We start from the raw sequence: 25,433 nt of genomic DNA on the forward strand, positions 1-25,433 counted from the left end.
TGGCGCTGCTCACAGAATACCCATACGCCGGAGAAATCGGCGAGGTTGGTGTTATTAAAATCAGCCATTGTTCTGTTCTCCTTTCAATCAGATAATATGCTTCTTCAGCAGTTCAGCCGCCAGAGTCTCACAGGTAGCCTTGTCAGCGCCCTCGAGCATCTTGCCCTGACCCTTCTGCGGGGGAGTGAAAGACTTGAAGATATTGGTGGGAGAACCCTTCAGACCAATGGTGGTCGGATCGATCAGCGGATCGTCCTTCAGGGTGTTGTAATCATATACGGAAACCGGAGCGGAGTAGCAGTCCATGATGCCGCCGAGGGACATGTAACGGGGCTCGTTCAGCTCCTTGATGCAGGTCAGCAGGCACGGGGTCTGGGTCTCGATGGTCATGTGGCCGTCCTCGAGCATACGCTTAACAACAACCTTGTCGCCATCCTTCTCGATGCCGGCAACATAGGAAACCTGCGGGATGTCCAGCTTCTCAGCGATCTGAGAACCAACCTGAGCGGTATCACCGTCGATAGCCTGACGGCCGCAGAATACGATGTCGTCCTTCTCCAGGCCAACCTTCTTAACAGCAGCAGCCAGGATCTGGGAAGTGGCAAAGGTATCGGAACCGCCGAACTCACGAGCGGAAACCAGAACGCCTTCATCAGCACCGCGAGCGATCAGCTCACGCAGCATGCCCTCTGCCGGGGGAGGACCCATGGTGATAACAACGACCTTGCAGCCGGTAGCGTCCTTCAGCTTCAGAGCAGCCTCTACAGCGTTCAGGTCGTCCGGGTTGGTGATGGTCTGCATGGATGCACGATTCAGGGTGCCATCGGGATTAACAGCAACCTTGCCGGAGGTATCCGGAACCTGCTTTACACAAACAATTGCCTTCATAGTTCAGTTTTCCTCCTTTTCTTAGCGCAGAACCTGACCAGCGATGACCATTCTCTGAACCTGAGAAGTGCCCTCGTAGATCTCGGTGATCTTAGCGTCACGCATCATGCGCTCCATCGGGTACTCACGGATGTAACCGTAGCCGCCGTAAATCTGTACGCACTTGGTGGTAACGTCCATTGCAACCTCAGAAGCGTACAGCTTAGCCATAGCAGCTTCCTTGGTGAACGGCAGACCAACATCGTGGTTGAATGCAGCACGGCGAACCAGCAGACGAGCAGCGTCGATCTGAGTTGCCATGTCGGCTACCATCCACTGCAGGCCCTGGAACTTATCAAGGGTCTTGCCGAACTGTACGCGCTCCTTCATGTACTGGATAGCCTTATCCAGAGCGCCCTGCGCGATACCCAGTGCCTGAGAAGCGATACCGATACGGCCGCCGTCCAGGGTCATCATAGCGATCTTGAAGCCGCCGTTCTCCTTGCCCAGCAGACGGTCTGCCGGCAGATGAACGTCCTCAAAGATCAGCTCAGCGGTCTGAGAACCACGGATGCCCATCTTGTGCTCGATCTTGCCGATAGAGAAGCCCGGGTCGTCCTTGTCAACGATGAACGCAGAAATGCCCTTGTTGCCCTTGGTCTTGTCGGTCATAGCAAATACAACGTAGGTATCTGCACGGCCGCCGCCGGTGATGAACACCTTGGAGCCGTTCATGATATAGGAGCCGTCCTCCTGCTTAACAGCAATGGTCTGCTGTGCAGCGGAGTCGGTACCTGCGTTCGGCTCGGTCAGGCCGAATGCACCGATCTTGGCGCCTTCCTTCGGCTCGATCAGCGGGCGCAGCCACTTTTCCTTCTGCTCCGGGGTGCCGAAAGCGTAAATCGGCCAAGCACCCAGGGTGCCGTGAGCGGACATAATGCCGCCGGTGGTACCGCATACGCGGCTCATCTCTTCGATAGCGATAGAATAGCAGATATAGTTACCGCCGGAGCCGCCGACTTCCTTCGGGAACTGAATGCCCATCAGGCCGTACTTCATCAGCTTCTGAACGGTTTCCTCCGGATAGCGCTCTTCCGCATCGATCTCAGCTGCGATCGGCTCTACTTCGTTCAGAGCGAACTCGCGGCACATCTTCTGGAACAGTGCTTCTTCTTTTGTAAGCCTAAAATCCATGCCATAAACCTCCCAAAAATAAATAATAGCGGACACGCACAAAAACACAGCGCACACGGTCATTGGCCGCAGCGCCGCGCCCAGCGAGGTCCTTGTTTGGAGCATGTCTATCTCTATTATATCGTTCGGAAACCATTTGTCAAGGATTTAACATTCTTTTTACTGATAAAATCCGCACTCCATTTTTTGTGCGTTTCTGCCAAATGTCGGCAGGAACGAACGCACATTGCACGCAATCCTCATCCTGTTCTGTCACCGCTTATATTTTTTAGAAAAATTACGATTTTACTTCATATTTTTCACATTTAATACATATAACAGAAGGAAACCATCAATCAGAGGAGGAATCGCCTATGTGTGGTATCGGCGGTTTTGTCGATTATGAACGCGACGCACGCCGCGGCGGACCGATCCTTCACGGAATGAAGCGAACGCTTACGCCGCGCGGGCCGGATGCCGAAGGCACGTATTTTGACGAGGACACAGCGCTTATCCATCGGAGGCTGATCGTCATTGATCCGGAGGGCGGCAAGCAGCCAATGTGCTCTCCTGACGGGAATATTATCCTTATATATAACGGAGAGTTATATAACACGCCGGAATTGCGTACAGAACTTATGTCACGTGGGCACGAGTTTGTCGGACATTCGGACACCGAAGTGCTGCTGCACGCCTATCTCGAGTGGAAAACCGACGCATTTGCGCGGCTGAACGGCATTTTCGCCTTTGCCATCTGGGAGAAACGCGAACGCCGACTGACGCTCTGCCGCGACCGGCTGGGCGTGAAACCGCTGTTTTTCGCTCCCATTCGCAACGGTCTGACCTTCGGTTCGACCATCGACACCGTGCTGTGCCATCCGGAGATCGAGCCTGCGCTCGACGAGGATGGTCTGCGCACGCTGCTGCTGCTCGGGCCGGCGCGCCCGCCAGAATCCGGTGTTTTTCGGCAGATAAAGTCGCTGCTTCCCGGACATTTTGCCGTTTTGACTCCGGAAAACTTCACCGATCACGTTTACTGGCAGCTCGAGGCGCACGAGCATGAGGACGACCTGCAAACCACCATCGAGCGCACGCACACGCTCATCTGCGATGCCGCCCGCCGTCAGCTGGTCAGCGATGTGCCGCTGGCGTGTTTCCTGTCCGGCGGACTGGATTCGTCCATCCTGTCCATGCTGGCGGCGAAAGATTACGCGGCCCGCGGCGAAACGCTGCATACCTGGTCGGTGGATTATCGGGACAACGATAAATATTTTACAAAGAGTATATTTCAGCCTAATAGTGACGATTCGTATATTGACCAAATGGTGGATTTTCTCGGTACGCACCATCATCGCGTTGTGCTCGAACCGGAGGCACTGTGCGCGGCCCTGCTCCCCGCGACGGATGCGCGTGCGCTGCCCGGCATGGCCGATGTGGACTCCTCCCTGCTGCTGTTCTGTGCAGCCGTCAAGCGCGGCGGAACCACCGTTTGCCTGTCCGGCGAGTGCGCCGACGAGTTATTCGGCGGCTATCCGTGGTACCACCGTGAGGAAATTCTGTTTGAAGATACGTTTCCGTGGTCACGGTCGGTCGGTCTGCGTCTGGGTCTGCTCACACCGGATGCCGTTAGAAACGGCGAGGAATTTGTGCACCAGTACTACCGCGACACCTGCGCCCGCGCACCCAGGCTGCCGTCCGATGACAAAAAAGCAGCCCGGATGCGTGAAATGTTCGTGCTCAATCTCGACTGGTTCATGGCGACCCTGCTCGACCGCAAGGACCGCATGAGCATGTACTCCGGTCTTGAGGTTCGCGTGCCCTTCTGCGACCACCGCATTGTCGAGTATGCCTATAACATGCCGTGGGACTTCAAATCGCTCGAGGGACGCGAAAAGGGCATCGTGCGCCGCGCGTTCGTCGATGAACTGCCCAAAGAGATCGTTTACCGCAAGAAAAGTCCGTATCCGAAAACCTTTCATCCGGTTTATACCCGCTTGTGCGCGGACTATGTCCGCCGTATTTTCGAGGATAACACCTCGGTCACCGCTTCCCTGTTCGACCGGAATGCCGTGCAAAAACTCATGCAGCGGCCGGAAAGCCTTACCGAACCGTGGTTCGGACAGCTGATGCGTACCCCGCAGATTTTCGCGTATATCATCCAGCTTGACCGGTGGTTTCGGCATTATCATGTCAAAATAGTATAAAAATAATGGAGAATGAAAAACGATACGTTCATCTTCCATTCTCCATTTAAAATGCTCAATTATGCGAAATACTCCGCCAAGGTGTTAATGATAAGCTGATGATCATCCACATGATCCGGATAGCCGGAAACGCAGATGGAACCGATCACGCCGGTGCCGCGCAGCCGGATCGGGAAACCGCCGCCTGCGGCGTACTCGTTCGGGTCGAGCTTACGGTCCGCGAAGGTCTCGCCTGCGTCCTCCAGCTCTGCGAAAAACCGCAGCGAGGACGTTTCCATCAGGTCAACCGCGTTGCGCTTGCGTGCGAGCCACAGCTCGCTGTCCGGCTTTGCGCCTTCTGCGAAGTAACGGAACACGACCAGACCGTTCACCGTAATTTCAACCGCAACCGGCTGCTCCTTTGCGTTTTCATGCAGCTTGAGGCCGATTTTCAGCGCATCCTCGCGCGAAAAATGCTCAAACTGAAACTTCTCCTCCTGCTCTGCACACATGGAGATCATTGTTTTGTAATCCTGCATACTGTCCCCGCCTTTCGAGATTTTGCCGCCTTTGCGGCTGTTACCTTTAGTATATCTTTTTTTCCACCTGCTGACAAGGAGGTTTTTTCATGGCTGAACTGACCGACGGCACCGCCGAACTGCGTGTACTCGTCACGACCGCGTTAGGCGCGCTGCCGCTCGAGAATGCCATCGTTTCGGTCTCCACCGCGCTGGATGAGACCGGCATGCGCACGCTGCTTTACTCGGTCACGACCGACTCCGGCGGCATGACGCCGTCCATGATACTGACAACGCCGCCGCGCAGCAACTCGCTGAGCCCGGGCAGCGGTCCGCCGTTTGCGGTCTACACGGTCGAAATCTCCGCCGAGGGCTACACGCCGCTGACCGCGCTGCACATCGCCATGTTCTCCGGCGTGCCGACCATGCTGCCCGTGGCGCTTACACCGCTCGCGGAAAACCAAAGCTTCGCGCAGACCGACCTGACCGCCACCGGTGCGCCGCAGGCACTCGATCCCGAGTTGCCGGAGAATCCGTAAAAGGAGGGATTGCTTTGCCCGAACCCTATGTTTCCATACCGGAAACCATCACGGTGCACCTCGGTGCGCCGTCCTCGAATGCGCAGAATATCACCGTACCGTTTGCCGATTACATCAAAAATGTTGCCTCGTCCGAGATTTATCCGACCTGGCCCGAGCAGGCCATCCGCGCCAACGTGTACGCACAAATGTCCTATGTGCTCAACCGTGTGTTCACCGAATGGTACCGCGCGCAAGGCTACGATTTTGATATCACCAATTCCACGCGGTATGACCAGTCCTTTGTGCCCGGACGGGATATTTTCGAGAATATTTCCACCATTGTAGATGATATGATCGGCACTTACCTCACCCGCGGCGACTCGGTCGAGCCGCTGTTCGCGCAGTACTGCAACGGCACGACCGTCACCTGTCCGGGCGGGCTTAGCCAGTGGGGAACCGTGCCGCTGGCCGAGCAGGGACTTTCCGCCGAGCAGATCTTGCAGTCGTTTTACGGCAGCGACATCAATTTCGTCACCGGTGCACCGCTCTCGCCCAACCTCGGCGGGTCGTTCCCCGGCGTGACACTGCGGCTGGGCGACTTTTCCGAGGATGTCCGCACGATTCAAACGCGCCTTAACCGCATTTCGACCAATTTCCCGAACATTCCGAAAATCTATCCCACAGACGGCGTGTTCAACGCAGATACCGAACGCGCCGTGCGGGCGTTCCAGCGGCAATTCAACCTCACCGAGGACGGCCTTGTCGGCCCGGCAACATGGTACCGCATCGCGTTCATTTATAATAATGTCAAGCGCCTGAGCGAGCTCAACAGCGAGGGACTGACCCTCAGTGAGATCTCCCGCCAGTATCCCGAACGGCTGACCGAGGGCATGAGCGGCCCGGGCGTACAGCTTTTGCAGTATTTTCTTGCCATTGTCGGCGAATTTTACGATGCGCTGCCGCGCTGGCAGGCGGGACAGATCGACGGTATTTTCGGTCCGCAGACCCGCGAAGCCGTGGCTGCGTATCAGCGGCTTGTCGGCCTGCCCATCACCGGTGTGGTGGATCGAGAGACGTGGTATGCCCTGCTTTCCACCTACCGGTCCGTGCTGCTCGCCCAGCCTGAGCAGGAGTGGCTCGAGGAATTTATCGGCCTGCCGGAGACCTTTCTTGTCAAGGGGATGCGCGGCGAAGCCGTGCGGAAGGCGCAGCAGCTCATCAACATCATCGCGCGCGGCTATGCCGAGGTGCCCGCTGTCACGGTAGACGGCATTTTCGGAGACGCGACCGAGTCCTCGGTGTCAGTCATCCAGTCGCTGCTCGGTCTGCCCGCCACGGGCGCTATCGGTCCGCTGACATGGGAAGGCATGGCCGATCTCGCCGAAAACGTGCTGGTCGGCAGCCAGAGTGCCAGAGGACAGTACCCCGGCTATCCCGTTGGAGAGGAGGCAACGTGATTGTACACCGATGCACAAAAACGCAGCCATATTTTCGATTTGCAGACCTTTCTGCGACGCATCCAGCAGTCTGAGGGCAGTGCTGCACCGCTCGTGCCGGACGGCATCTGGGATGCAAAGACTGCCGCTGCCGTGCGCGAATACCAGCAGCAGAACTGCCTTCCGGTGACGAGCATCGCCGACCAGCGCACATGGAACGCCATCTACGCTACATATGCCGCGCTTATCGCCGCCGATGCACTTCCCATGCAGACGGCATTCTTCCCGCCGGAGAGCGATGCCGTGCTGAAGCCGGGCGCGAAAAGTCCCACGGTGTATGTGCTCCAGCTCATGCTGGGCGCAACTGCGCCGCATTATAACCGGATTGCCGCCGTGCCGCTCACCGGCGAGTACGATGCGGATACACAGTCCGCTGTCAGACATGCACAGAAAATTTTTCAGCTGCCCGAGACCGGCATTACCGATCGAGCCACATGGCAGGCACTGACAGGGCTGCACAATGCTTTGTTCCAGCGGACACCGCTCGGTTGGCAAATCAATGGAGAATTGAGATTGGAAAATGAAAAATGAACATAAAAAGACCCCGAAACCATGTTTCGGGGTCTTTCTATTCGCCTTATTCGCTGAGCAGCATACGGTCGCTCTCGATATTGAACTTCTCGAGCAGATCGCGGACGGTAAGGTTCTTCTTCTCCTCACCGCGGATATCAACGACAACGCGACCGGCATCCATCATAATCAGACGGTTGCCGTACTGGATGGCGTTCTTCATGTTATGCGTTACCATCAATGTGGTGAGGTTGTCGCGTGCAACGATCTCCTCGGTGATCTGCAGCACCTTATCTGCGGTTTTCGGATCGAGCGCTGCGGTATGCTCGTCGAGCAGCAGCAGATCCGGCTTGCGCAGGGTGGCCATCAGCAGGGTCAGCGCCTGACGCTGACCGCCGGACAGCAGACCGACCTTACTGGTCATGCGGTTCTCCAATCCCAGACCGAGCGTTGCCAGCTTTTCGCGGTACAGCTCGCGTTCCTCGTTCGTAATGCCGGAGCCGAGGCCGCGCTTCTGACCGCGGCGGTATGCCAGCGCCAGATTCTCCTCAATGCCCATGGTAGCGGCAGTACCCATCATCGGATCCTGAAATACGCGGCCGAGGAAACGCGCGCGCTTATGCTCGGGCAGATTGGTCAGGTCGTAGCCGTTCAGATGAATCATGCCCGCATCCACCGGATACACGCCTGCGATCAGGTTCAGCGTGGTGGACTTGCCGGCGCCGTTGCCGCCGATGATGGTGACGAAATCACCGTCCTCAAGGGTCAGGTTCAGGTTGTCAATGGCACGCTTTTCGTTTACCGTGCCCGCGTTGAAGGTCTTGTAAATCCCTTTGAGCTGCAGCATGTTACTTGACCTCCTTTGCGTCAGTCTTTGCGGCACTCTTGGCTGCACCGCGGAAATACTTGCCCTTCCAGTACGGAACAGCAAGGAAGATTGCAACAACAAAAGCCGAGATCAGCTTCAGGTCGTTGGTGTTCAGGCCGAGGTTGAGGACCACCTGAATAACCAGATAGTACACAACCGCACCAAGCGATACGCCGAGCAGACGCAACGCAAAGTTGCGGAAAATACGGCTGAACAGCACCTCGCCGATGATGACAGCGGCAAGGCCGATAACGATAGCGCCACGGCCGGCGTTGACATCCGCGAAGCCCTGATACTGGCAGTACAGCGCACTTGCCAGCGCAACCAGACCGTTGGACAGCATCAGGCCGAGCACCTTGACAAAATCCACGTTGATGCCCTGCGCGCGGCTCATATTCGGGTTTGCGCCGGTCGCACGGATGGAGCAGCCGAGCGCCGTACCGAAGAACCAGTACAGCAGTGCGATAACCACAATCGTAAAGACAGCCGCAACGAAAATCGGATTTTCGATAGTCAGCTTCTTGACGTTGCGCAGCGATACAAGCAGCTTGTAGTTGTCCGGATTGATCGCTACATTTGCTTTTTTGTCCATAATGCGCAGGTTAATGGAGAACAGCGCCAGCTGTGTCAAAATACCGGCCAGAATCGCCGGAATACCCATACAGGTATGCAGAATACCGGTAATAAGTCCGGCCAGCATGCCGGCAAGGAAAGCGCACAGCATTGCCACCCATACATTCGCGCCGTGCGTCATCATAACGATGCACACCGCACCGCCGGTCGCCATCGTACCATCGACGGTCAGGTCGGCCAGATCGAGCACCTTAAAGGTGATGAATACGCCGATCGCCATCAGTCCCCAGATCAAACCCTGCGCCACTGCACCGGGAAGTGCGGAAAGCAGGCCCGAGAAAAAGCTCACTTAAATTCCCCCAAACAATAATGTTATCTGATAAAGCGTAAAAACGCTATCTTCATTATAGCAAATTTTCGGGTTATTGCAATGATAACTTGCCGTTTTCGCGGATTATTTTGTTCCCTACCGTTTTGCTATGCTATTTTTGGCAGAAAAAGGAGATGCGAAAGCACCTCCTTTTTCTGCTTATTATTTTCTTATCACATCTGATGATCGAGCGTTACAACCGGATTATAGCGCGAGTCAATCGCTTTCAGGCTGTCATAGATCTTCATCAGCAGGTCGCGTTTGGCATCCTCATCATAGGAAAACGGCACAACAACGTCGAAAATCAGGTTGATCTGGCGTTTGCCGTCCACTACGCGGAAGTCGTGCATGGTAAGCTGTCCGTCGATCTCACGGAGCACGCCGTCGGTCTGCTCACGCAGCGCGTTGACATACGCATTATTGATATCGATCGGATCCATGTGAATGACTAGATACACACCGGTCTGCTGCCAGACACGCTTTTCGGCCTCGTCGATTTCCTCGTGCACAGCCACAAAGTCCGAGTCACTCGGCACCTCAGCATGCAGCGACGCAATCGAGCGTCCTGCGCCGTAGTTGTGGATGATCATATCGTGTACGCCGACAATATGGTCGGATTCCATTACAATCCGCCGGATATTGCGGGCAACCACCGGATCGGCGGCTTCGCCGAGCAGCGGCGCAACCGTATCCTTCGCAATGCCGATGCCCGACCAGAGAATGAACGCGGCAACGGCAACGCCCACATAGCCGTCCACCGGCAGCGTGGTAAACCGGCCGGCTACCATGCCGAGTACGACAACAGCCGTGGTAATAACATCATTACGGCTGTCCTGACCGGCAGCCATCAGCACCGGAGAATCGATTCTGCGGCCGATATTGACGTTGAATGCGCCCATCCACAGCTTAACCAGCATGGATACGGCAAGAATTCCCATCAGCACCGCCGAGAACGCTACGGCAGCCGGATGCAGAATGCGGTCGAGCGAGGTTTTGAAAAACTCGAAGCCGACCAGAATGATGATGAACGAGACGATCAGTCCCGCGATGTACTCGGTACGTCCGTAGCCGAACGGGTGCTTCGCATCCGGCTCCTTGCCGGAAACCTTGAAGCCGACAATGGAAATCAGGCAGGACAGACCGTCCGACAGGTTGTTGAATGCGTCCGCCGCGATGGAAATCGACCCTGTAAGCAGACCAATGATCAGCTTGAGTGCAAACAGGAACAGGTTGCATGCCAGTCCGACCGCGCCGGACAGCACGCCGAATTTTTCACGCACCTGCGAATCGCCGGTGTTTTCCGCATCGCGGATGAAAATATGGATAAGTGCGTTTGTCATAGCAGTCCCTTCATATACAGAATGTTATAAACACCAACAATAATTGCTCCCTGTAGAACCATAATTGCCGGTATGCCGAGCATGAAAATATGGTGCAGGGTCTTGTGACGGATGATGAGCATGGTGGCGTACACGCCCGGCCCGCCGCCAATCAGCGCCCAGAAAAACAGCGTGCGCTCGGGCACACGCCTCCAGCCGCGAGCCGCGGCGAGCTTATCGTAAATACAGACAATCGCGCCGATGACGCTGACTGCAATAAAATAGTACAGCACATACTGCACGGTCGCTGCACCTCCTTTCGGATTTCCTACAATTTTACCACAGGCATTGCCGTATTGCAAAGAAATCAGGTCAAAAATAGCCGTGACTAACACAAAAGTAGCGGTGTCTAACAGAAAAGACGCCTTTTCAGGCGTCTTTTGTCAGTTTGTCAAAAAAGTATTATTTTAATTTTTACGCTTCGTGCGGCAGCACGCATAAAATAGAATTTGCGAAGCAAATTCATAAAAAGTCGGGGCGTGTACCTGACTTTTTATACAAGGGAAGAAAAAATGTGCCCGTTAGGGCGCGGTTTTTCTTCAGTATTCGCTCGAAAGCGTGGTTTCGAACGAGAGGCTGCTCGGAAAACGATAGTTTTTCGACAGCCTCACAAAAGACGCCTTTTCAGGCGCCTTTTGTCTTTTACAGTCTTTTTCCCTTGCAATCGCAATGACAAATGAAAAATGCACTCACATTTTATTTTTCATTATCATTTTTTCGGGTTGCCGCTGTCGAACGGCTCATCAAAGTGATAGTGCATCAGCCAGCCTGCGTCAAACTGCGCGGCGTATTGTCCGGCGAGCGAGGCGGCACGAATACGCGCCAGACCGAACAGCTCCGGAACGGAATCCGTGCGGGTTTCGTCCGGTTTCCACAGGTTATGCCACGGCTGATGAGCCAGATTGAGCGCATCCCACGCCGGACGCTCGAGCTTCATGTGACCGGTGAGCAGGGCGCCTCGACCGAGCAAGGCTTCCGCCTTTTTCGCTCCGCGATAGACGGCGCGGCTCTCCGAATAGAGAAAACTCTCCCACGAGGTCATTTCCACGAATGAACGACGCAGATCATGCGTGGAAACATCGGCTCCGTACACGGTTTTGAGCACCGCGTGCAGCACAACCGACAGCACCGCCTGCTCGACCGGCGAAAGCCGGTAGCGTTCCTCCGGATCGAACTCGGTGATGGGGCGATGGCATGCGCGTTCATAGAGCAGATAGTCAATGTCACTTTCAATGCGGCTGTGCACCGCCGATGCGGACAGCTTTGAATTTTCAGCACAGAACCGCACCTGTTGGCAGTAAACATAGGGATGAATCTCGCTGTCGAGCGCATAATGGCAAACGAAGCCGTAGAAATACGCCGCTGCGATTTCCTGCGCGTCACCGCTCAGGTCGCGCACCGCACGCGAGAGCGCCGCAAACAGCTCATCCGTTTTCTCCGAGTGCATGCGGTTGCCCAGCTTGTGCAGCGGACTGCCAAACAGGATTTTCCGGTAAAACAGCGGGTCCGGTCCCTGACACCCCCAGAAAAAGCACGCCGGACGGCATGCCGCTGCCCGCTGCGCCGGTGCGGGAAACACCGTCAGTGCCTGCCTGCCGAATAGATGATGCGATACAAAATCCGCCATACTGTTTTCCTCCTCGCTGTGCTTTTCTTTAGATGATTACAGTATACCATGAAATCCGACTTTCTGCAAAGCATGGGAAACGCGCCTGCCGATAACCGACAGGCGCGTTTCTCAACGGATTTGCTTACTTTTCTGCCATATGGTGACCGAACGAGGTCGAATTCATCGCCTTCTGCAGCGCCGGCAGAAGCGCCATTGCAACAACTACCGCGATAATGATATTCGGAGGCGAGGTCATCAGCTTCGGAATATTGGCCACAAAAGCCGGAACCAGAGCACTGCCGCCGATCATCAGCTCAATAATGCCCTTGAGCATGTACAGCAGCGACGAGAACACCGCACCTGCAAGGCACGCCACAAGGTTGCGCGCAAATTTCTTTGCGGCAGCAGCACCGGCGTAAGCGATCACGCCGCACAGCCATGCCATCAGGAAGAAACGCAGGAAGGTGATCCACGCCTCCGGTGCGTACTCCGGCGTCATCAGGTCGAAGATCATCGAGCCGATACCGGCTGCAAGACCGCCGCGAACCGGTCCGAGCAGCAGGCCGCACAGCAGCACGAACGCGTTTGCGAGCTTGATCATGGTGGTGCCTGTCGGCGTCGGAATGCGGATGGACAGGAACATGGTAACAACGAATACCACTGCCGCCATCAGACCGATCATCACGATGTCGTACAGCGAAAACGCTTTTTTCTTGGATTCCATCATAAATCCCCCTGATCTGATATGTTTTATTTATCATACCGCGAATATGGTCTGTCGAAAATGGTCAGTTCGCATTTATTTTACAGGGTCAGATGGATAATCCCGGAACGGCTGGGCAAACTACGCGTACAGAAAGGGGAACCTTGCATGAAACTGGATAAACAAACCTATCAACAGCTGCTCGAACGCAAAAGCCCGAATTCGCCGCTGTGGCGCGACTGCCTGCTGGCGTTTCTCATCGGCGGTGCGATCTGCACGGCCGGCGAGGGTGTACGGCAGCTGTGGCTCTCCCGCGGACTGGATACCGAGGACACAGCCGCCGCGACCGCCATCACGATGGTGTTTCTCGGTGCCCTGCTCACCTGCCTGCATTTGTATGAAAAGCTTGCAAAATATGCGGGAGCAGGCACGATTGTGCCGATCACCGGCTTTGCAAATGCCATTGTTTCTCCGGCGATGGAGTTCAAAAGCGAGGGGCTTATCCTCGGTCTGGGTGCAAAGCTGTTTGTTATCGCGGGACCGGTGCTGGTATACGGCATTTCGGCAAGCGTCATTTACGGTCTCATTCTGTTTTTGGCGGGAGGCGGTTCGGTATGATAAAGCGCATCGGCAAGCGCACGCTTGCGCTCGAAAACCGGCCGTATCTGCTCGGACACGCGGCGGCAGTCGGCAAAAAAGAGGGCGAAGGCCCGCTCGGTGAGCGGTTTGACTATGTGGCGAAGAATGACCGGATGGGCCAGCGCTCGTGGGAGCTGGCAGAAAGCGAGCTGCAAAAAACCGCCATCCGGCTTGCGCTGCGCAAGGCCACCCTGCCCGAGCGTTCGCTCGACCTGATCCTTGCAGGCGACCTGCTCAACCAGTGCATCGGCTCGTTTTTAGCGTCCATGCACGCGAATGTGCCCTATCTCGGGCAGTACGGTGCATGCTCGACTATGGCACAGGGTCTTGCGCTCGGCGGCTGTCTGGTCGAGAGCGGCGCGGCAGACCACCTGCTTGCGGCAGCATCCTCGCATTTCTGCTCGGCAGAGCGGCAGTACCGTTTTCCGCTTGCCTACGGCGGTCAGCGCACACCGACGGCCCAGTGGACAGCCACTGCGGCAGGCGCGACAGTGCTCGGCAGTAAACCGGTGCCGAACGGCGCGGAGCCGTGCGATGTGCGCGTGACGCATGTCCTGTTCGGCAAAATGGTTGAAATGGGCGTCAAGGACGCGGCCAACATGGGTGCGGCGATGGCGCCCGAAGATGTGAATTTAGACCCATACATTTTTCGGTGCGCTGAGCGCTGTGTTTTGCATAAAATCTGCTGTTATCAGAACCATTCACTGGTATTCCCGTCCAAACGAACAAATACAGACAATCCCCCTGATACCGGGCCGGCATCAAGGGGGATTTTATCTGCGCAAATGCTTTTCTTATCCAAACACCGCAGAGGCGAGCGGATAGACCACAACAAGACAGGCCGCAAGGGACAGCACAAGGAACACGAGGTTCGCCTTGAGCACACCGCGAACCGTCACATGCCCCGGTCCGAAGATGAGCAGTGCCGGCGTGCACGCGGACGGCGTCAGAGATGCCATAGATGCTGCGACACCGATGACAGCGGCGAACGCTCCCAGATGCATGTTGGAACCGGAGAGCAGCGCCAAACCGATATTGAAGAACAGCACCATCGTCACCACATTAGAGCAAAAATTACTTGTTCTTATTCTTAATGTACTCGTCCATCGCAGCCGCGGCGCGCTTGCCTGCGCCCATTGCGAGGATAACGGTAGCTGCGCCGGTAACAGCGTCGCCGCCGGCGAATACGCCGTCCTTGGAGGTGATGCCGTGCTCGTCATCAGCCACGATGCAGCCCTTGCGGTTGGTATCCAGACCCGGAGTCGTGTGACGGATCAGCGGGTTCGGGCTGGTGCCGATTGCCGCGATAACGCAGTCCAGATCGAGCACAAACTCGCTGCCCTCGACCAGAATCGGACGGCGGCGGCCGGATGCGTCAGGCTCGCCCAGCTCCATCTGCTGGCACTTGAGGCCGGTGACGTTGAAGTTCTCGTCAGACAGCACCTCGAGCGGCGCGGTCAGGAACTTGAACACAACGCCCTCTTCCTTCGCGTGGTGAATCTCCTCGAGACGAGCCGGAAGCTCCTTCTCGGAACGGCGGTACACGATGTAAACTTCCTCGGCACCCATGCGCTTTGCACAGCGGGCGGCGTCCATTGCTACGTTGCCGCCGCCGACTACTGCGACCTTCTTCGCGTGGTAGATCGGGGTGTCGGCGTTTTCCTTGTACGCCTTCATCAGATTGATGCGGGTCAGGTATTCGTTCGCGGAGTAAACGCCGTTTGCGTTCTCGCCCGGAACACCGATAAAGGTCGGCAGACCGGCACCGGAGCCAACGAAAATTGCTTCAAAACCGTCACCGAACAGCTCGTCGATGGTCTCAGAACGGCCTACAACGAAGTTCAGAACAAACTCAACACCGAGGTCCTTCAGCGTGTCGATTTCCTTCTGCACGATAGCCTTCGGCAGACGGAACTCCGGAATGCCGTACATGAGTACGCCGCCTGCGGTGTGCAGCGCCTCGAAAACGGTAACCTCGTAACCCATACGAGCCAGATCGCCTGCACAGGTCAGACCGGCCGGGCCTGCACCAACGATGGCAACCTTGTGACCATTGGACTCCGGCTTGACTGCCTTTTCGGTGCTGTTTTCGCGCGCATAGTCGGCTACAAAGCGCTCCAGACGGCCGATTGCTACAGCCTCACCCTTGATGCCGCGGACGCAGTGGCACTCGCACTGGCTCTCCTGCGGGCAGACACGACCGCAGACAGCGGGCAGTGCGGAGGTCTCCTTGATCTTGGCAGCCGCTTCGAGGAACTTACCCTCTGCAACCAGAGCGATGAACTCCGGAATCTTGACCTGTACCGGACAGCCGGTCATGCAGGGCTTGTTCTTGCAGTTCAGGCAGCGCTGTGCTTCCTCGATCGCCATTTCAGCGGTATAGCCGAGCGTTACCTCTTCAAAGTTCTTATTGCGGACGTCCGGCGCCTGCTCGGGCATCGGGCACTTCTTCGGATTCATATTCGGCATGATTACTTGACCTCCTTCTTGAACAGATTGCAATGCTCCTCGCGGCGCTCTACCGCTGCGCGCTCCTGTGCCTTGTACATGGCACCGCGGCGCATTGCACTGTCAAAATCAACGAGGTGACCGTCGAAATCCGGGCCGTCAACGCAGGCGAACTTGGTCTCGCCGCCAACGGTCAGACGGCAGCCGCCGCACATACCGGTACCGTCTACCATGATGGTGTTCATGGAAACGATGGTCTTGATGCCGTACGGGCGGGTGGTTTCGCAGACAAACTTCATCATAATCATCGGGCCGATGGCGATAACGGCATCGTACTGGTTGCCCGCGTCGATCAGCTCCTTGAGCACCTGCGTAACCAGTGCCTTGCGGCCGTTCGAGCCGTCATCGGTCACGATGTGCAGGTTGGTGCAGGCGTTCTTCATCTCGTCCTCGAGGATGATGATGTCCTTGCTGCGGAAACCGGCGATCAGGTCAACCTCAGCGCCCATTTCGTGCAGCTTCTTTGCCTGCGGATATGCGATCGCGCAGCCCAGACCGCCGCCGACAACAGCGACCTTCTTGAGACCCTCAAGCTCGCTCGCCTTGCCGAGCGGACCGACGAAATCATGCAGGCAGTCGCCCTCGTTCAGCGCGCCGAGCGCCATCGTCGTTGCGCCGACCTCCTGGAAAATGATCGTGACGGAACCCTTTTCGCGGTCAAAATCTGCGATCGTGAGCGGAATACGCTCGCCTTCTGCGCTGACACGCAGGATGATGAACTGACCCGGCTCTGCCTTGCGGGCAACGTGCGGTGCCTCGATCACCATCAGCTTGGTGTTTGCGTTCAGCGTTTGCTTTTTCAAAATCTGATACATTGGTCAAATATCCTTTCGCCAAACCGAATCGGGGTATAGGAAAAGCCGCATAAGCGGCTTTTCCAGCAATATGAGAAGAAAACTTATGGGTTAGTTAAAAGAGAGAGAATAAAAATATTAGAGAGTATGTCTTAATGACATGAAGAATGGGAGGAACATTGGAGCGTTTTCCCAAGCGCGAGAGTGAGAGTAAGGGATCAGAAAATGATGCTTATACCAGGCTCTTCAGCTTGTCCAGATACTCCTGTGCATTGTCCGGAGTAATGACCTTACAGCCGGTATCGATGAAGTCATCCAGCTTTTCGCCTTCTACAACGTCGAGCAGACTCTTAACACACTGGTAGCCCATGTTGTACGGGTCCTGTGCAACGGTGCAGGAGATTTCGCCGTCAACAACTGCCTGTACGCCGGAGGAGATGCCGTCGAAGCCGCATACAATGATGCCGTCGCCGTCACGGCCTGCCTGCTTGATGGCACGGGATGCGCCGAGCGCAACATCGTCTGCGCAGCATACGATCGCATCGATGTCCGCGAAGGACTGGAGAACACCATCGGTTACGGTAACAGCCTTGTCGCCTACGCCGTCGGTGTACTGCGTGGAGATAATCTCGCAGCCGCCTTCTTCCAGTGCCTTCTTGTAACCGGCTACACGAGCCTCAGAGGTGGACTCGCCCTGGATATTCGCCAGAATAACAACCTTGCCGCCCTTACCGATCTTCTCGGCTACATACTTGCCGCCCTGATATGCAGCGTCCTCGTGCGCCGTGCCGATAAAGGTTTCCGCCTGATCAAAATTGGTGTCGATCGCCAGCACCGGGATCTTGACGCCGGTCAGTGCATTTGCGATCTGGTCTGCCTGCAGCGGTGCGATTGCAATCGCCTCGCACATATCTGCGTTTACAATGGTCTCTACCATGTTCAGCTGACCGTCGAAGTCGGTATCGCTGTTTGCACCGCGTACGTCAACTTCTACGTTGCCGAGATCCTTTTCCGCCTGCTCGATGCCTGCGATAACGTAGCTCCAGTATTCGGAAGAGGTGGTCTTGAGCACTACGCTCAGCTTATGGGTGTCGCCGCTGCTGCTTGCCTGGGAATCGCCGGAGTCATTGCCGGATGCGCTGCTGCCGCCGCATGCACTCATGGAAACTGCCATCAGTCCTGCCAACAGCATCGCTGCGGAACGCTTAAAAAGGTTGCTTCTCTTCATCTTTCTTTCCTCCTGTTAGACAAGTTGTCTATTGGAATCATATTACCGGGTAATATGACCTTCTTTATATCAACAGGAGCGGTTTCACACCTATTCCCGCCCCTGCTGTATACCATTCGCGGGGGGATTATGCCTCTACCTTTTCCCACTGACCGGTGGTCTGTGCCTTGATCAGTGCGTCGGAGATCTTGCATGCCTCGTAGCCGTCCTCAGCACCCGGGCCCGGAACGTCGGTCTTGCCCTGCAGGTAATCTACCCAGTGCTGCAGTTCTTCCTGATAAGCAACTACGAAACGGTTGGTCCAGTCCTCCGGGATGGCCTGACCGCACTGCAGGTAAGAACGGACGATCGGCTCTGCCGCTACCGGCAGGCGGATGGTGCCCTTCTCGCAAACCAGCTCGCACAGGATCTCATAGCCGTAGTAGCTGTTGCCGGAAACCTCAACGTCGATCAGTACGCCGGAGTCAGACTGCATAAGTACCAGCTGCGGGTCCTGGCAGGTGCCTTCTGCGAAGCAAGTAGCGCGGGGGAAGCGAACAGCAACTTCGTTCAGGTTCTCACCCAGCAGCCAGCGGCAGATGTCGATCTCGTGGATGGCAATGTTGGTAATGTGCTGCTCGGTGGTGTGGTTCTTCGGATGGCTGCGGGTACGGCTGATGCAGTGCGCCATCAGCGGAGCACCCAGCTCACCGGAGTCGAGGATCTTCTTCATCTTGATGTAGTCCGGGTCAAAGCGGCGCATGAAGCCGATCTGCAGCAGACGCTTGCCGGAAGCCTTCTCCGCCTCTACGACCTTCTTCGCGTCCTCAAGGGTGGTAGCCAGCGGCTTCTCGCAGAATACCGGCTTGCCGGCCTGGATGCACTTTACCGCCAGATCAGCGTGGGTGCCGTCCCAGGATGCGATAACAACAGCGTCGATTTCGGGAGAAGCGATCAGCTCCTCTGCGCTTGCCATTACCTTTGCGCCGTAGGTCTTAGCGACCTCCTCGGCACGCTCGGTGTTCAGATCGTAAACAGCAGCCAAACGAGCGCCGTCTACATAGGTTGCAATGTTCTGAGAATGGGTGTGGCCAATGTTGCCGCCTGCGCCCAGTACGCCAATAGCGAGTTCCTTCTTGCTCATGATGTGAATCTCCTTTTTTCCTTTATCTAAAAAGCGGTTGTAGTTATTTTTTCTTGCCGTCCAGATATGCCTGATGCAGCTGCAGGCAGAACTTCAGACTCATCGTACCATCGTGTGCGGTGGTCTCCGGCTTGCGGCCGGTGCGTACACAGTCAACGAAGTCGTCGATCTCCGCCTGGAACGCTTCGCCCCAGCGGGCAAGGAAGCTCTCCTGGCACTCTTCCACAAAGCCGTTCTCGGTGAACTGCGAGAGGTAATTCTTGCGCGGTACCGAGTTGACACGCAGTGTGCCCTTGGTGCCGACGATTTCGCTCTCAACATGGCTGCAGGTTGCGGTGCGGCCTACCTGAATGTAAGCGGTGGTGTTGTTATCGAACTTGGTCAACGAGAAACCGTTGTCGTAGTCGTTGTAGTCTGCCAGACCGGTGCAGACATAAGCATCGCCGGTTGCAAAGGAATCGACCGGATCACCCTCGAGGAACCAACGGGCAAGGTCGGTGTCGTGGCTTCCCATCTCGATGAACCACGGAACGTAAATGCCCTTCTTAACGCCCTCCAGATGTGCCTCAAGCACGCTGGACGGGTCGAGCGATACGCCTTTGAACAGGATCGGCTTGCCGATCGCACCGGCGCGGATCTTCTCCTTGGCCTCTGCGTAGGACGGGTCAAAGCGGCGCATGAAGCCAACTGTGAAGCACTTGCTGCCGTTCTCGGCAACTGCCTTCTCGATCTCCTCGCAGTCCTCGATGGTCTTAGCCAGCGGCTTCTCACAGAAGATGTGCTTCTTTGCCTTGCAGGCCGCCAGACACGGCGCCTTGTGGGCATCCGCGCCGGTTGCAACAACGATTGCGTCAACCTCAGGATTGTTTACCAGCTCGTCTACATTGGTGTAGCCGTACGGTACGCCGAACTCCTCTTGGAATGCCTTAACCTTGCTCTCGGTGCGGGCGCAAACCGCTACAACCTCTGCGTGAGGATTACGCTGCAGGCTGGTGGCGTGCATTCTGCCCATCATACCGATGCCAACGATACCGAAACGAATCTTCTCCATTTGTAATCCTCCTTATCAGATACCTGCGGTTTTCTTGATATACTCGCGTGCCATCTTGGCATACTCGAGCGGATTTGCCTTTGCCGGGTCCTGCTCGGCCTCTACGATGAACCAGCCCTCGTAGTGTGCATCGTGCAGAGCCTTGAATACGCCCGGATAGTCTACGCAGCCGTCACCCGGAATGGTGAAGCAGCCTTCCAGAACCGCCTTGCGGAACTTGAAGCCCTCGGCGTAAGCCTTTTCCATCATGTCGGGACGGATGTCCTTGAGGTGAACGTGACCGATGCGAGGACCGAATTCCTTCGCCGCCTTTACGGCATCCTCCTTGGAGAAGGTGAAGTGACCGGTATCAAAGCAGAGGTAAACGTAACGCGGATCGGTGTTGTCCATCAGGCGCTTGGTTTCCTCGAAGGTCTGAACCACGGTCGCCATATGGTGATGAAAGCACAGCTTGAAGCCGCGGTCAGCAGCAATCTTGCCCAGCTTGTTCAGACCGTCGCACAGCTTATCCCACTCTTCGTCGGTGGCGATCGGCTTGTTGTCACCGAACATCGAGCACTCCTCTGCGAACAGGCAGCGGGTCAGCTCGCATACGTTGATGCGGCTTGCACCGACAGCCTCGAGGAAGTCCAGCTGCTCGATAAATGCCTTTTCGTTCTCCTCGTAGGGGGTCGAGCACAGGAAGCTCGAGAACCACTGGGATGCAATCTTGATGCCGCGCAGGTCGAGTGCCTTGTTGAGCACTGCCGGGTCGGTCGGGAACTTGCCGCCGACCTCAGTACCCTGAAAGCCTGCCAGAGCCGCTTCGGAAACCATCTGCTCGAAGGTCAGCTCGCCGCCGAGCTGCGGCATATCGTCATTGGTCCAGCCGATCGGCGCGATGCCGAGTTTTACATTGTTAAACATGATTTGCTACCTCCCTCAGCACTTTTCCCATGTGCCGGACTTAACGGACTTGAGCACTGCGTTGATAATGCCGTCAACCTTAGCGCCCATCTCGAAGTCGCAGATGTACTCACCGCCGTGCATTGCCTGCATGAGTGCGTGAGCCTGCAGTGTTTTCATATCGTCGAATGCGATTGCGATGCCGCCTGCCGGCTGGAAGTACTTGAAGCCCTTGTGCTGCGGGTTGAGCAGTACGGTGCGGAAGCCGCAGTCACGGCCGTTGTCCTTGTCTGCATCAGCCTTGAAGTAGACCTGAACCTCGCACATACGCTCCAGATCGTAAACCACAGAGCCTTCCGTGCCCTGAATCTCGTAATAGAAGTAGTTCTTGCGGCCGGTTGCAACACGAGAGGACGAGAAGTCGCCGATGGCGCCGTTTTCGTACTTGACGAGGAAGGTGATGAGGTCGTCATTCTCAACCTTGCCCATCTCAGTGCTGCCTGCCTTGACCGGACGCTCCGGAATAACGATGGACTGTACGCCCAGAACCTCGCTCATGTCGCCCATGATCATCTGGGAAACGCTCAGCAGGTGGCTGCACAGGTCGCCGAGTGCGCCCGAGCCTGCCAGCTTGTTGATGTGACGCCATGCAATCGGAATGGACGGATCGAGCAGCATGTCCTGATCGTAGGTAGCGTGTACGCGCATGATCTTGCCCAGCTTGCCGGACTTGACGAGTTCCGCAACATACTGGTTTGCCGGGTTCATGATGTTGGAGAAACCGCAGTAGTTGACTACGCCCTTTTCCTTGGCCAGATCAGCCAGCTCGCGGGACTGCTCAGCAGACAGAGACAGCGGCTTCTCGCAGAAAACATGCTTGCCGTGCTCGAGAGCAGCCTTTGCCATCTCGTAGTGCATGCAGTTCGGGGTTGCAACGTCAACCAGGTCGATTTCGGGATCGGTAACAACGTCCATCCAGTTGGTGGTGTAGCGGTTGTAGCCCATGTTCTTCGCGAACTTTGCTACTGCGTCCTCGCTGACGTCGCTTACCAGCTCAAATACCGGCATATCATCGCCGAAGATCATGCGTGCATTGTGGAATGCAGTGGTGTGGGCCTTGCCCATCCAGCCGGCGCCGATCAGACCGATTTTAATTTCCTTGCTCATAAGTTTTTCCTCCTCAAAAAATCTCAATACCTTTGTTGGATTTTATCGAAAACGCCTTGTGCGTTTCTTACAATGTGAATAGATGAATGGTTTCCGGGGTCCGGCTCATCATCGAGCCAGACCGATCGGAGAGAACAGCGCGTAGACGCAAAGCATCAGGATGAAGCAGGTCAGCGCGGCGGGTTTTACATACTTCCACGGGGTCAGGTCAACAGCCTTGGAATCCTCGAGGATGAAGTCGGTAGCACGGGGCTTGAACTTGCCGATGAGCAGCATCAGTGCCAGGTCTACCGGGAACAGTACCGAAAGAACATACAGGTAATGCACATTCAGCGGCAGGAACTTGGAGATCGAGTACAGGATAACGTGTACGACCAGCGTGATCTTCGGTGCGCAGGCCGGAACGCGCTTGGTGTAGAAGCCTACCAGCACGATCGCGAGGATCGGCATGGAGTAGAAGCCGAAGCACTCCTGCAGGAAGTCATACAGACCGGACGGTGCATTGCTGACGAACGGCGCTACGCAGATGGATACGATCGCAAGACCGGTACCAACGCGCTTGCCTACTCTTACCAGATGCGAGTCGCTTGCGGTCTGGTTGAACAGCGGACGGTGGAAGTCCAGCGTGTAAAGCGTTACACAGCTGTTCAGTGCCGAGTTAAAGGACGACAGGATCGCACCGAACAGAACCGCTGCGATGATGCCGAGCAGCCAGTTCGGAACAACTGTGGTGATCAGAGACGGATATGCCAGGTCGCTGTTTGCCAGGCCGTCTCCGAAGAAGCGGTAAGCCAGCAGACCGCAGATGGTGATGAAGAACGGATCCAGCAGCTTGAGGAAGGCGGTGAACACTGCGCCGCGCTGTGCCTGCGCCAGATTCTTTGCTGCCAGCGTGCGCTGGATGATGGACTGGTTGGTGCACCAGTAGAACAGGTTGTTGAACAGCATGCCGAGGAACAGGACCGGCCACGGAATCATCGGAGGCAGGGCGTTCGCCGGATTGACCGCGTTGAACTTTTCTGCCGGAACATTGGTGATGAAGTCCTGAATACCAGCAAAGAAGCTGCCGTTGCCGAGGATGCAGATGGACAGGATCGGAATCAGCAGACCGCCGATCAGCAGGCCCACGCCGTTTACGGTATCAGATACCGCAACTGCCTTCAGGCCGCCGAAGATTGCGTAGATGGAACCGATAACGCCGATTGCAACACACAGGATCGCAATACTCTGATAAGTGGTGATGCCGAACAGCTGATCCAGATGGAAAATCTGGTTGAAGGCCAGCGCACCGGAGTACAGTACGGTCGGCAGGTAAGTAAGCATGTAGCCGAGCAGGAACAGGAACGAGATGATCTGCTTGGTGGTGCGGTCAAATCGAACCTCCAGAAATTCCGGAATGGTGGTGATGCCGGCTTTCAGATACTTCGGCAGGAAGATCAGTGCCAGCGCCAGCAGCGCGATACTTGCGTTTACCGACCAGCTCATGGCGCCCATGTTGGTCGAATAGCTTTGTCCGGCCTGTCCGACCAGCTGTTCGGTGGACAGGTTGGTCATTTCCAGTGAACCGGCGATGACCAGACCGGACAGTCCGCGTCCTGCAAGGAAGTAGCCTTCCTTGGTGGACAGGTTCTCCTCCTTGGTCTTGTACCATGAGATCAAGGCCACCAGACCGGTGAAGGCGATGAATGTTAAAATGATAATCAAATGTTTCAACCCCTCTTCTGAACAAGAAAATCCTATTATATTGTAGAATTTCCTATTCTTGTTTTTCTTTTCCCTTCGTCTTTTCAACTCAAAAGAAACTATTTTTTGTGTTTTTGTTCGTTTCCCTTTCGTTGTACCTATCATATATCAAATTCTCACATTCATCACTACACAGGATAATAATAAAATATCAAAATTTTATACTTTTTATCTGTATCATTTTTTGATATAATTGTATAAGAAAAGCGAATGACAGCATTTCCATACCATGATATGGTACAAAAAAGGAGTTGACACCAATTATGCTTAACGATATGGGTATTCTGGCAGATTCTGTCCGCTATTACCACGATGCAGATGCCTTCACCGCGACTAACCTATACCATGTTCCGCACGCAGGCAGCTACCATTGCGACGAAACATACGGTATGCAGCGTAATTATCTGGATATCTGCCAGATGCTTATTGTAGATGAAGGCGAACTGTCGGTCACCTACCGCGGTGAAACACGCACCGCCGGTCCCGGCAGCCTGATCCTGCTTGACTGCAGAGAACCGCACAGCTATCACGCCCTCACACCGATCCGCATGCGCTGGTTCCACTTTGCAGGCAACGGCAGCACGGCCTATACACATCTTATCCTCAATACGCACGGGTTCATCCTGCCCACCGGAAGCAATGCCGAGATTGAGGAATGTGTCCGCCGCATCATGGTCTCGGTGCACCAGAACCAGCCCAATCCTCATATTATTTCCCTGACGATCAACAAGCTGCTCGTTCTGCTCGTGCTCGTGCTCGGGGAAAAGAAAAAAAGCGATCTCGAGATCGCCATTCAGGACTCAGCCGACTATATGACGTACAATTTTGCGGACAAATCGCTCTCCATCGAACACCTGTCCCAGCGTGCTGCGCTCAGCACCTGCTACTATATGCGTAAGTTTAAGGAATACCAGTCGGCAACACCGCATCAGTTTTTGCAGACTGTGCGTCTGAGCGCCGCAAAGCAGCAGCTGCTCACCACCTCGCAGAGTATTGAGACCATCGCAGATAACTGCGGTTTCTCCAGTGCTTCGCACTTTATTATGGCCTTCCGTAAGAGCACCGGCATTACCCCGCATCAGTACCGCACCCAGTGGAAATAAAAAGCACACTCTCCGTACTGCGTCCACCGGATTGAACGGTCGCGTGTACAGACAGGCAAGCGCAGCTGTGCTATCCGAACGGTGATATTCATCAGATTGCTGCACGAAATGTCGTTTTTATGACACGAATTGTATAGCAGACCAATCGCGTGCTTATACAGATTATGGTATAATAATCGAAAATCAGGTACATATACGGTGCCTGAGAGATAGGCAAACCCACCAAAAGATGGGGGACGCAAAGCCGGAAGGGTCTAAGGCGGCGAACGCCGCAATGACAGCCGGTTGTAAGCATCAACGAAGACGCTGTTAACCTCTTCTGCGCTTTATTAGGCAGAAGGAGGTGTACGCCATGGAAAAGAATCTGGCAAGCCGATTCGCGGTGCAATACACTGCTCGCAGAGCAGGTAAAACCCTGCCCT

24 protein-coding genes and 1 riboswitch are annotated in these 25,433 nt (G+C 55.6%); of the genes, 7 read left to right on the plus strand and 17 right to left on the minus strand.

The features are described from left to right. Window positions 1–87: 87 nt before the first annotated feature. Both acrB and DW088_RS12925 read right to left on the minus strand, forming a co-directional pair. A complete protein-coding gene (gene acrB, locus DW088_RS12920) occupies window positions 88–888 on the minus strand; it encodes an acryloyl-CoA reductase electron transfer subunit gamma (RefSeq protein WP_118361149.1) in 801 nt (266 codons plus the stop codon). 21 nt (window positions 889–909) lie between these two features. Then, on the minus strand, window positions 910–2,061 hold the full coding sequence (locus DW088_RS12925) for an acyl-CoA dehydrogenase (protein WP_118361151.1): 1,152 nt from the start codon (window positions 2,059–2,061) through the stop codon (window positions 910–912). Between the two features lie 353 nt (window positions 2,062–2,414). Between DW088_RS12925 and asnB the strand changes: the two genes are divergently transcribed. Continuing rightward, a complete protein-coding gene (asnB, locus tag DW088_RS12930) occupies window positions 2,415–4,244 on the plus strand; it encodes an asparagine synthase (glutamine-hydrolyzing) (RefSeq protein WP_118361153.1) in 1,830 nt (609 codons plus the stop codon). A gap of 59 nt (window positions 4,245–4,303) precedes the next feature. Here asnB and DW088_RS12935 read toward each other — a convergent pair whose 3' ends face one another. Further along, complete coding sequence (locus tag DW088_RS12935) at window positions 4,304–4,762, minus strand: heme-degrading domain-containing protein (protein ID WP_117489127.1); 459 nt, start codon at window positions 4,760–4,762, stop codon at window positions 4,304–4,306. A gap of 89 nt (window positions 4,763–4,851) precedes the next feature. Between DW088_RS12935 and DW088_RS12940 the strand changes: the two genes are divergently transcribed. The 3 genes from DW088_RS12940 to DW088_RS12950 are packed head-to-tail and all read left to right on the plus strand — an operon-like array spanning window position 4,852 to window position 7,289. Further along, on the plus strand, window positions 4,852–5,280 hold the full coding sequence (locus DW088_RS12940) for a hypothetical protein (RefSeq protein WP_118361155.1): 429 nt from the start codon (window positions 4,852–4,854) through the stop codon (window positions 5,278–5,280). A gap of 14 nt (window positions 5,281–5,294) precedes the next feature. Next, window positions 5,295–6,719, plus strand: a complete 1,425-nt coding sequence (locus tag DW088_RS12945; RefSeq protein ID WP_118361157.1) for a peptidoglycan-binding protein — start codon at window positions 5,295–5,297, stop codon at window positions 6,717–6,719. Beyond that, window positions 6,720–7,289, plus strand: a complete 570-nt coding sequence (locus tag DW088_RS12950) for a peptidoglycan-binding domain-containing protein (protein ID WP_118361159.1) — start codon at window positions 6,720–6,722, stop codon at window positions 7,287–7,289. A gap of 46 nt (window positions 7,290–7,335) precedes the next feature. On the opposite strand, the gene DW088_RS12955 is transcribed toward DW088_RS12950, so the two are convergent. From DW088_RS12955 to DW088_RS12980, 6 genes are all read right to left on the minus strand, one after another. Then, on the minus strand, window positions 7,336–8,115 hold the full coding sequence (locus DW088_RS12955; protein ID WP_110435947.1) for an ABC transporter ATP-binding protein: 780 nt from the start codon (window positions 8,113–8,115) through the stop codon (window positions 7,336–7,338). Window position 8,116: 1 nt separating this feature from the next. Further along, complete coding sequence (locus DW088_RS12960) at window positions 8,117–9,058, minus strand: ABC transporter permease (RefSeq protein WP_118361161.1); 942 nt, start codon at window positions 9,056–9,058, stop codon at window positions 8,117–8,119. 194 nt (window positions 9,059–9,252) lie between these two features. Next, window positions 9,253–10,419 carry a cation diffusion facilitator family transporter gene (locus tag DW088_RS12965; protein ID WP_118361163.1) on the minus strand — a complete coding sequence of 389 codons (1,167 nt, stop codon included), beginning with the start codon at window positions 10,417–10,419 and terminating at the stop codon, window positions 9,253–9,255. After that, window positions 10,416–10,700, minus strand: coding sequence for a DUF1294 domain-containing protein (locus tag DW088_RS12970; protein WP_118361165.1), 285 nt, complete (start codon window positions 10,698–10,700; stop codon window positions 10,416–10,418). The genes DW088_RS12965 and DW088_RS12970 overlap by 4 nt, the downstream gene beginning before the upstream one ends. A gap of 467 nt (window positions 10,701–11,167) precedes the next feature. Further along, window positions 11,168–12,085, minus strand: coding sequence for a zinc dependent phospholipase C family protein (locus tag DW088_RS12975; protein WP_118361167.1), 918 nt, complete (start codon window positions 12,083–12,085; stop codon window positions 11,168–11,170). 124 nt (window positions 12,086–12,209) lie between these two features. Continuing rightward, window positions 12,210–12,791, minus strand: coding sequence for an ECF transporter S component (locus tag DW088_RS12980; RefSeq protein WP_158574695.1), 582 nt, complete (start codon window positions 12,789–12,791; stop codon window positions 12,210–12,212). 147 nt (window positions 12,792–12,938) lie between these two features. On the opposite strand from DW088_RS12980, the gene spoVAC reads away from it, so the two are divergent. Further along, entirely contained in the window at window positions 12,939–13,388 is a 450-nt protein-coding gene (spoVAC, locus tag DW088_RS12985) for a stage V sporulation protein AC (protein WP_118361171.1), read from the plus strand. Continuing rightward, window positions 13,385–14,503, plus strand: coding sequence for a hypothetical protein (locus tag DW088_RS12990; RefSeq protein WP_118361173.1), 1,119 nt, complete (start codon window positions 13,385–13,387; stop codon window positions 14,501–14,503). Before spoVAC ends, DW088_RS12990 begins: the two co-directional genes overlap by 4 nt. Here the strand turns inward: DW088_RS12990 and gltA are convergent. The 8 genes from gltA to DW088_RS13030 all read right to left on the minus strand — a co-directional run bounded on the left by gltA (window position 14,484) and on the right by DW088_RS13030 (window position 23,869). After that, the gene (gene gltA, locus DW088_RS12995; RefSeq protein ID WP_118361175.1) at window positions 14,484–15,878 is read right to left on the minus strand and encodes an NADPH-dependent glutamate synthase; all 1,395 of its coding nucleotides are present in this window, start codon (window positions 15,876–15,878) and stop codon (window positions 14,484–14,486) included. The two genes, DW088_RS12990 and gltA, sit on opposite strands and share 20 nt — an antisense overlap. Window positions 15,879–15,880: 2 nt before the next feature. Further along, window positions 15,881–16,732, minus strand: coding sequence for a sulfide/dihydroorotate dehydrogenase-like FAD/NAD-binding protein (locus DW088_RS13000; RefSeq protein WP_118286024.1), 852 nt, complete (start codon window positions 16,730–16,732; stop codon window positions 15,881–15,883). Window positions 16,733–16,943: 211 nt separating this feature from the next. Then, window positions 16,944–17,939: a sugar ABC transporter substrate-binding protein gene (locus tag DW088_RS13005; RefSeq protein ID WP_118286023.1), complete on the minus strand. Its 996-nt coding sequence runs from the start codon at window positions 17,937–17,939 to the stop codon at window positions 16,944–16,946. A gap of 127 nt (window positions 17,940–18,066) precedes the next feature. Continuing rightward, the gene (locus tag DW088_RS13010) at window positions 18,067–19,062 is read right to left on the minus strand and encodes a Gfo/Idh/MocA family oxidoreductase (protein ID WP_118286022.1); all 996 of its coding nucleotides are present in this window, start codon (window positions 19,060–19,062) and stop codon (window positions 18,067–18,069) included. A 43-nt stretch (window positions 19,063–19,105) separates the two neighbouring features. Then, window positions 19,106–20,113, minus strand: coding sequence for a Gfo/Idh/MocA family oxidoreductase (locus tag DW088_RS13015; protein WP_118286021.1), 1,008 nt, complete (start codon window positions 20,111–20,113; stop codon window positions 19,106–19,108). 15 nt (window positions 20,114–20,128) lie between these two features. After that, a complete protein-coding gene (gene iolE / locus DW088_RS13020; protein WP_117489169.1) occupies window positions 20,129–21,019 on the minus strand; it encodes a myo-inosose-2 dehydratase in 891 nt (296 codons plus the stop codon). Window positions 21,020–21,034: 15 nt separating this feature from the next. Beyond that, on the minus strand, window positions 21,035–22,165 hold the full coding sequence (locus DW088_RS13025; RefSeq protein ID WP_118361177.1) for a Gfo/Idh/MocA family protein: 1,131 nt from the start codon (window positions 22,163–22,165) through the stop codon (window positions 21,035–21,037). 108 nt (window positions 22,166–22,273) lie between these two features. Further along, window positions 22,274–23,869, minus strand: coding sequence for a solute:sodium symporter family transporter (locus DW088_RS13030; RefSeq protein ID WP_243029927.1), 1,596 nt, complete (start codon window positions 23,867–23,869; stop codon window positions 22,274–22,276). A 302-nt stretch (window positions 23,870–24,171) separates the two neighbouring features. On the opposite strand from DW088_RS13030, the gene DW088_RS13035 reads away from it, so the two are divergent. Beyond that, entirely contained in the window at window positions 24,172–25,011 is an 840-nt protein-coding gene (locus tag DW088_RS13035) for a helix-turn-helix domain-containing protein (protein ID WP_118361181.1), read from the plus strand. 202 nt (window positions 25,012–25,213) lie between these two features. Further along, a riboswitch (cyclic di-GMP riboswitch) is annotated at window positions 25,214–25,304 on the plus strand. The last annotated feature ends 129 nt before the right edge of the window (window positions 25,305–25,433 follow it).

The sequence above is a fragment of the Butyricicoccus sp. AM05-1 genome (assembly GCF_003474415.1).
Lineage (GTDB): Bacteria > Bacillota > Clostridia > Oscillospirales > Butyricicoccaceae > Agathobaculum > Agathobaculum butyriciproducens.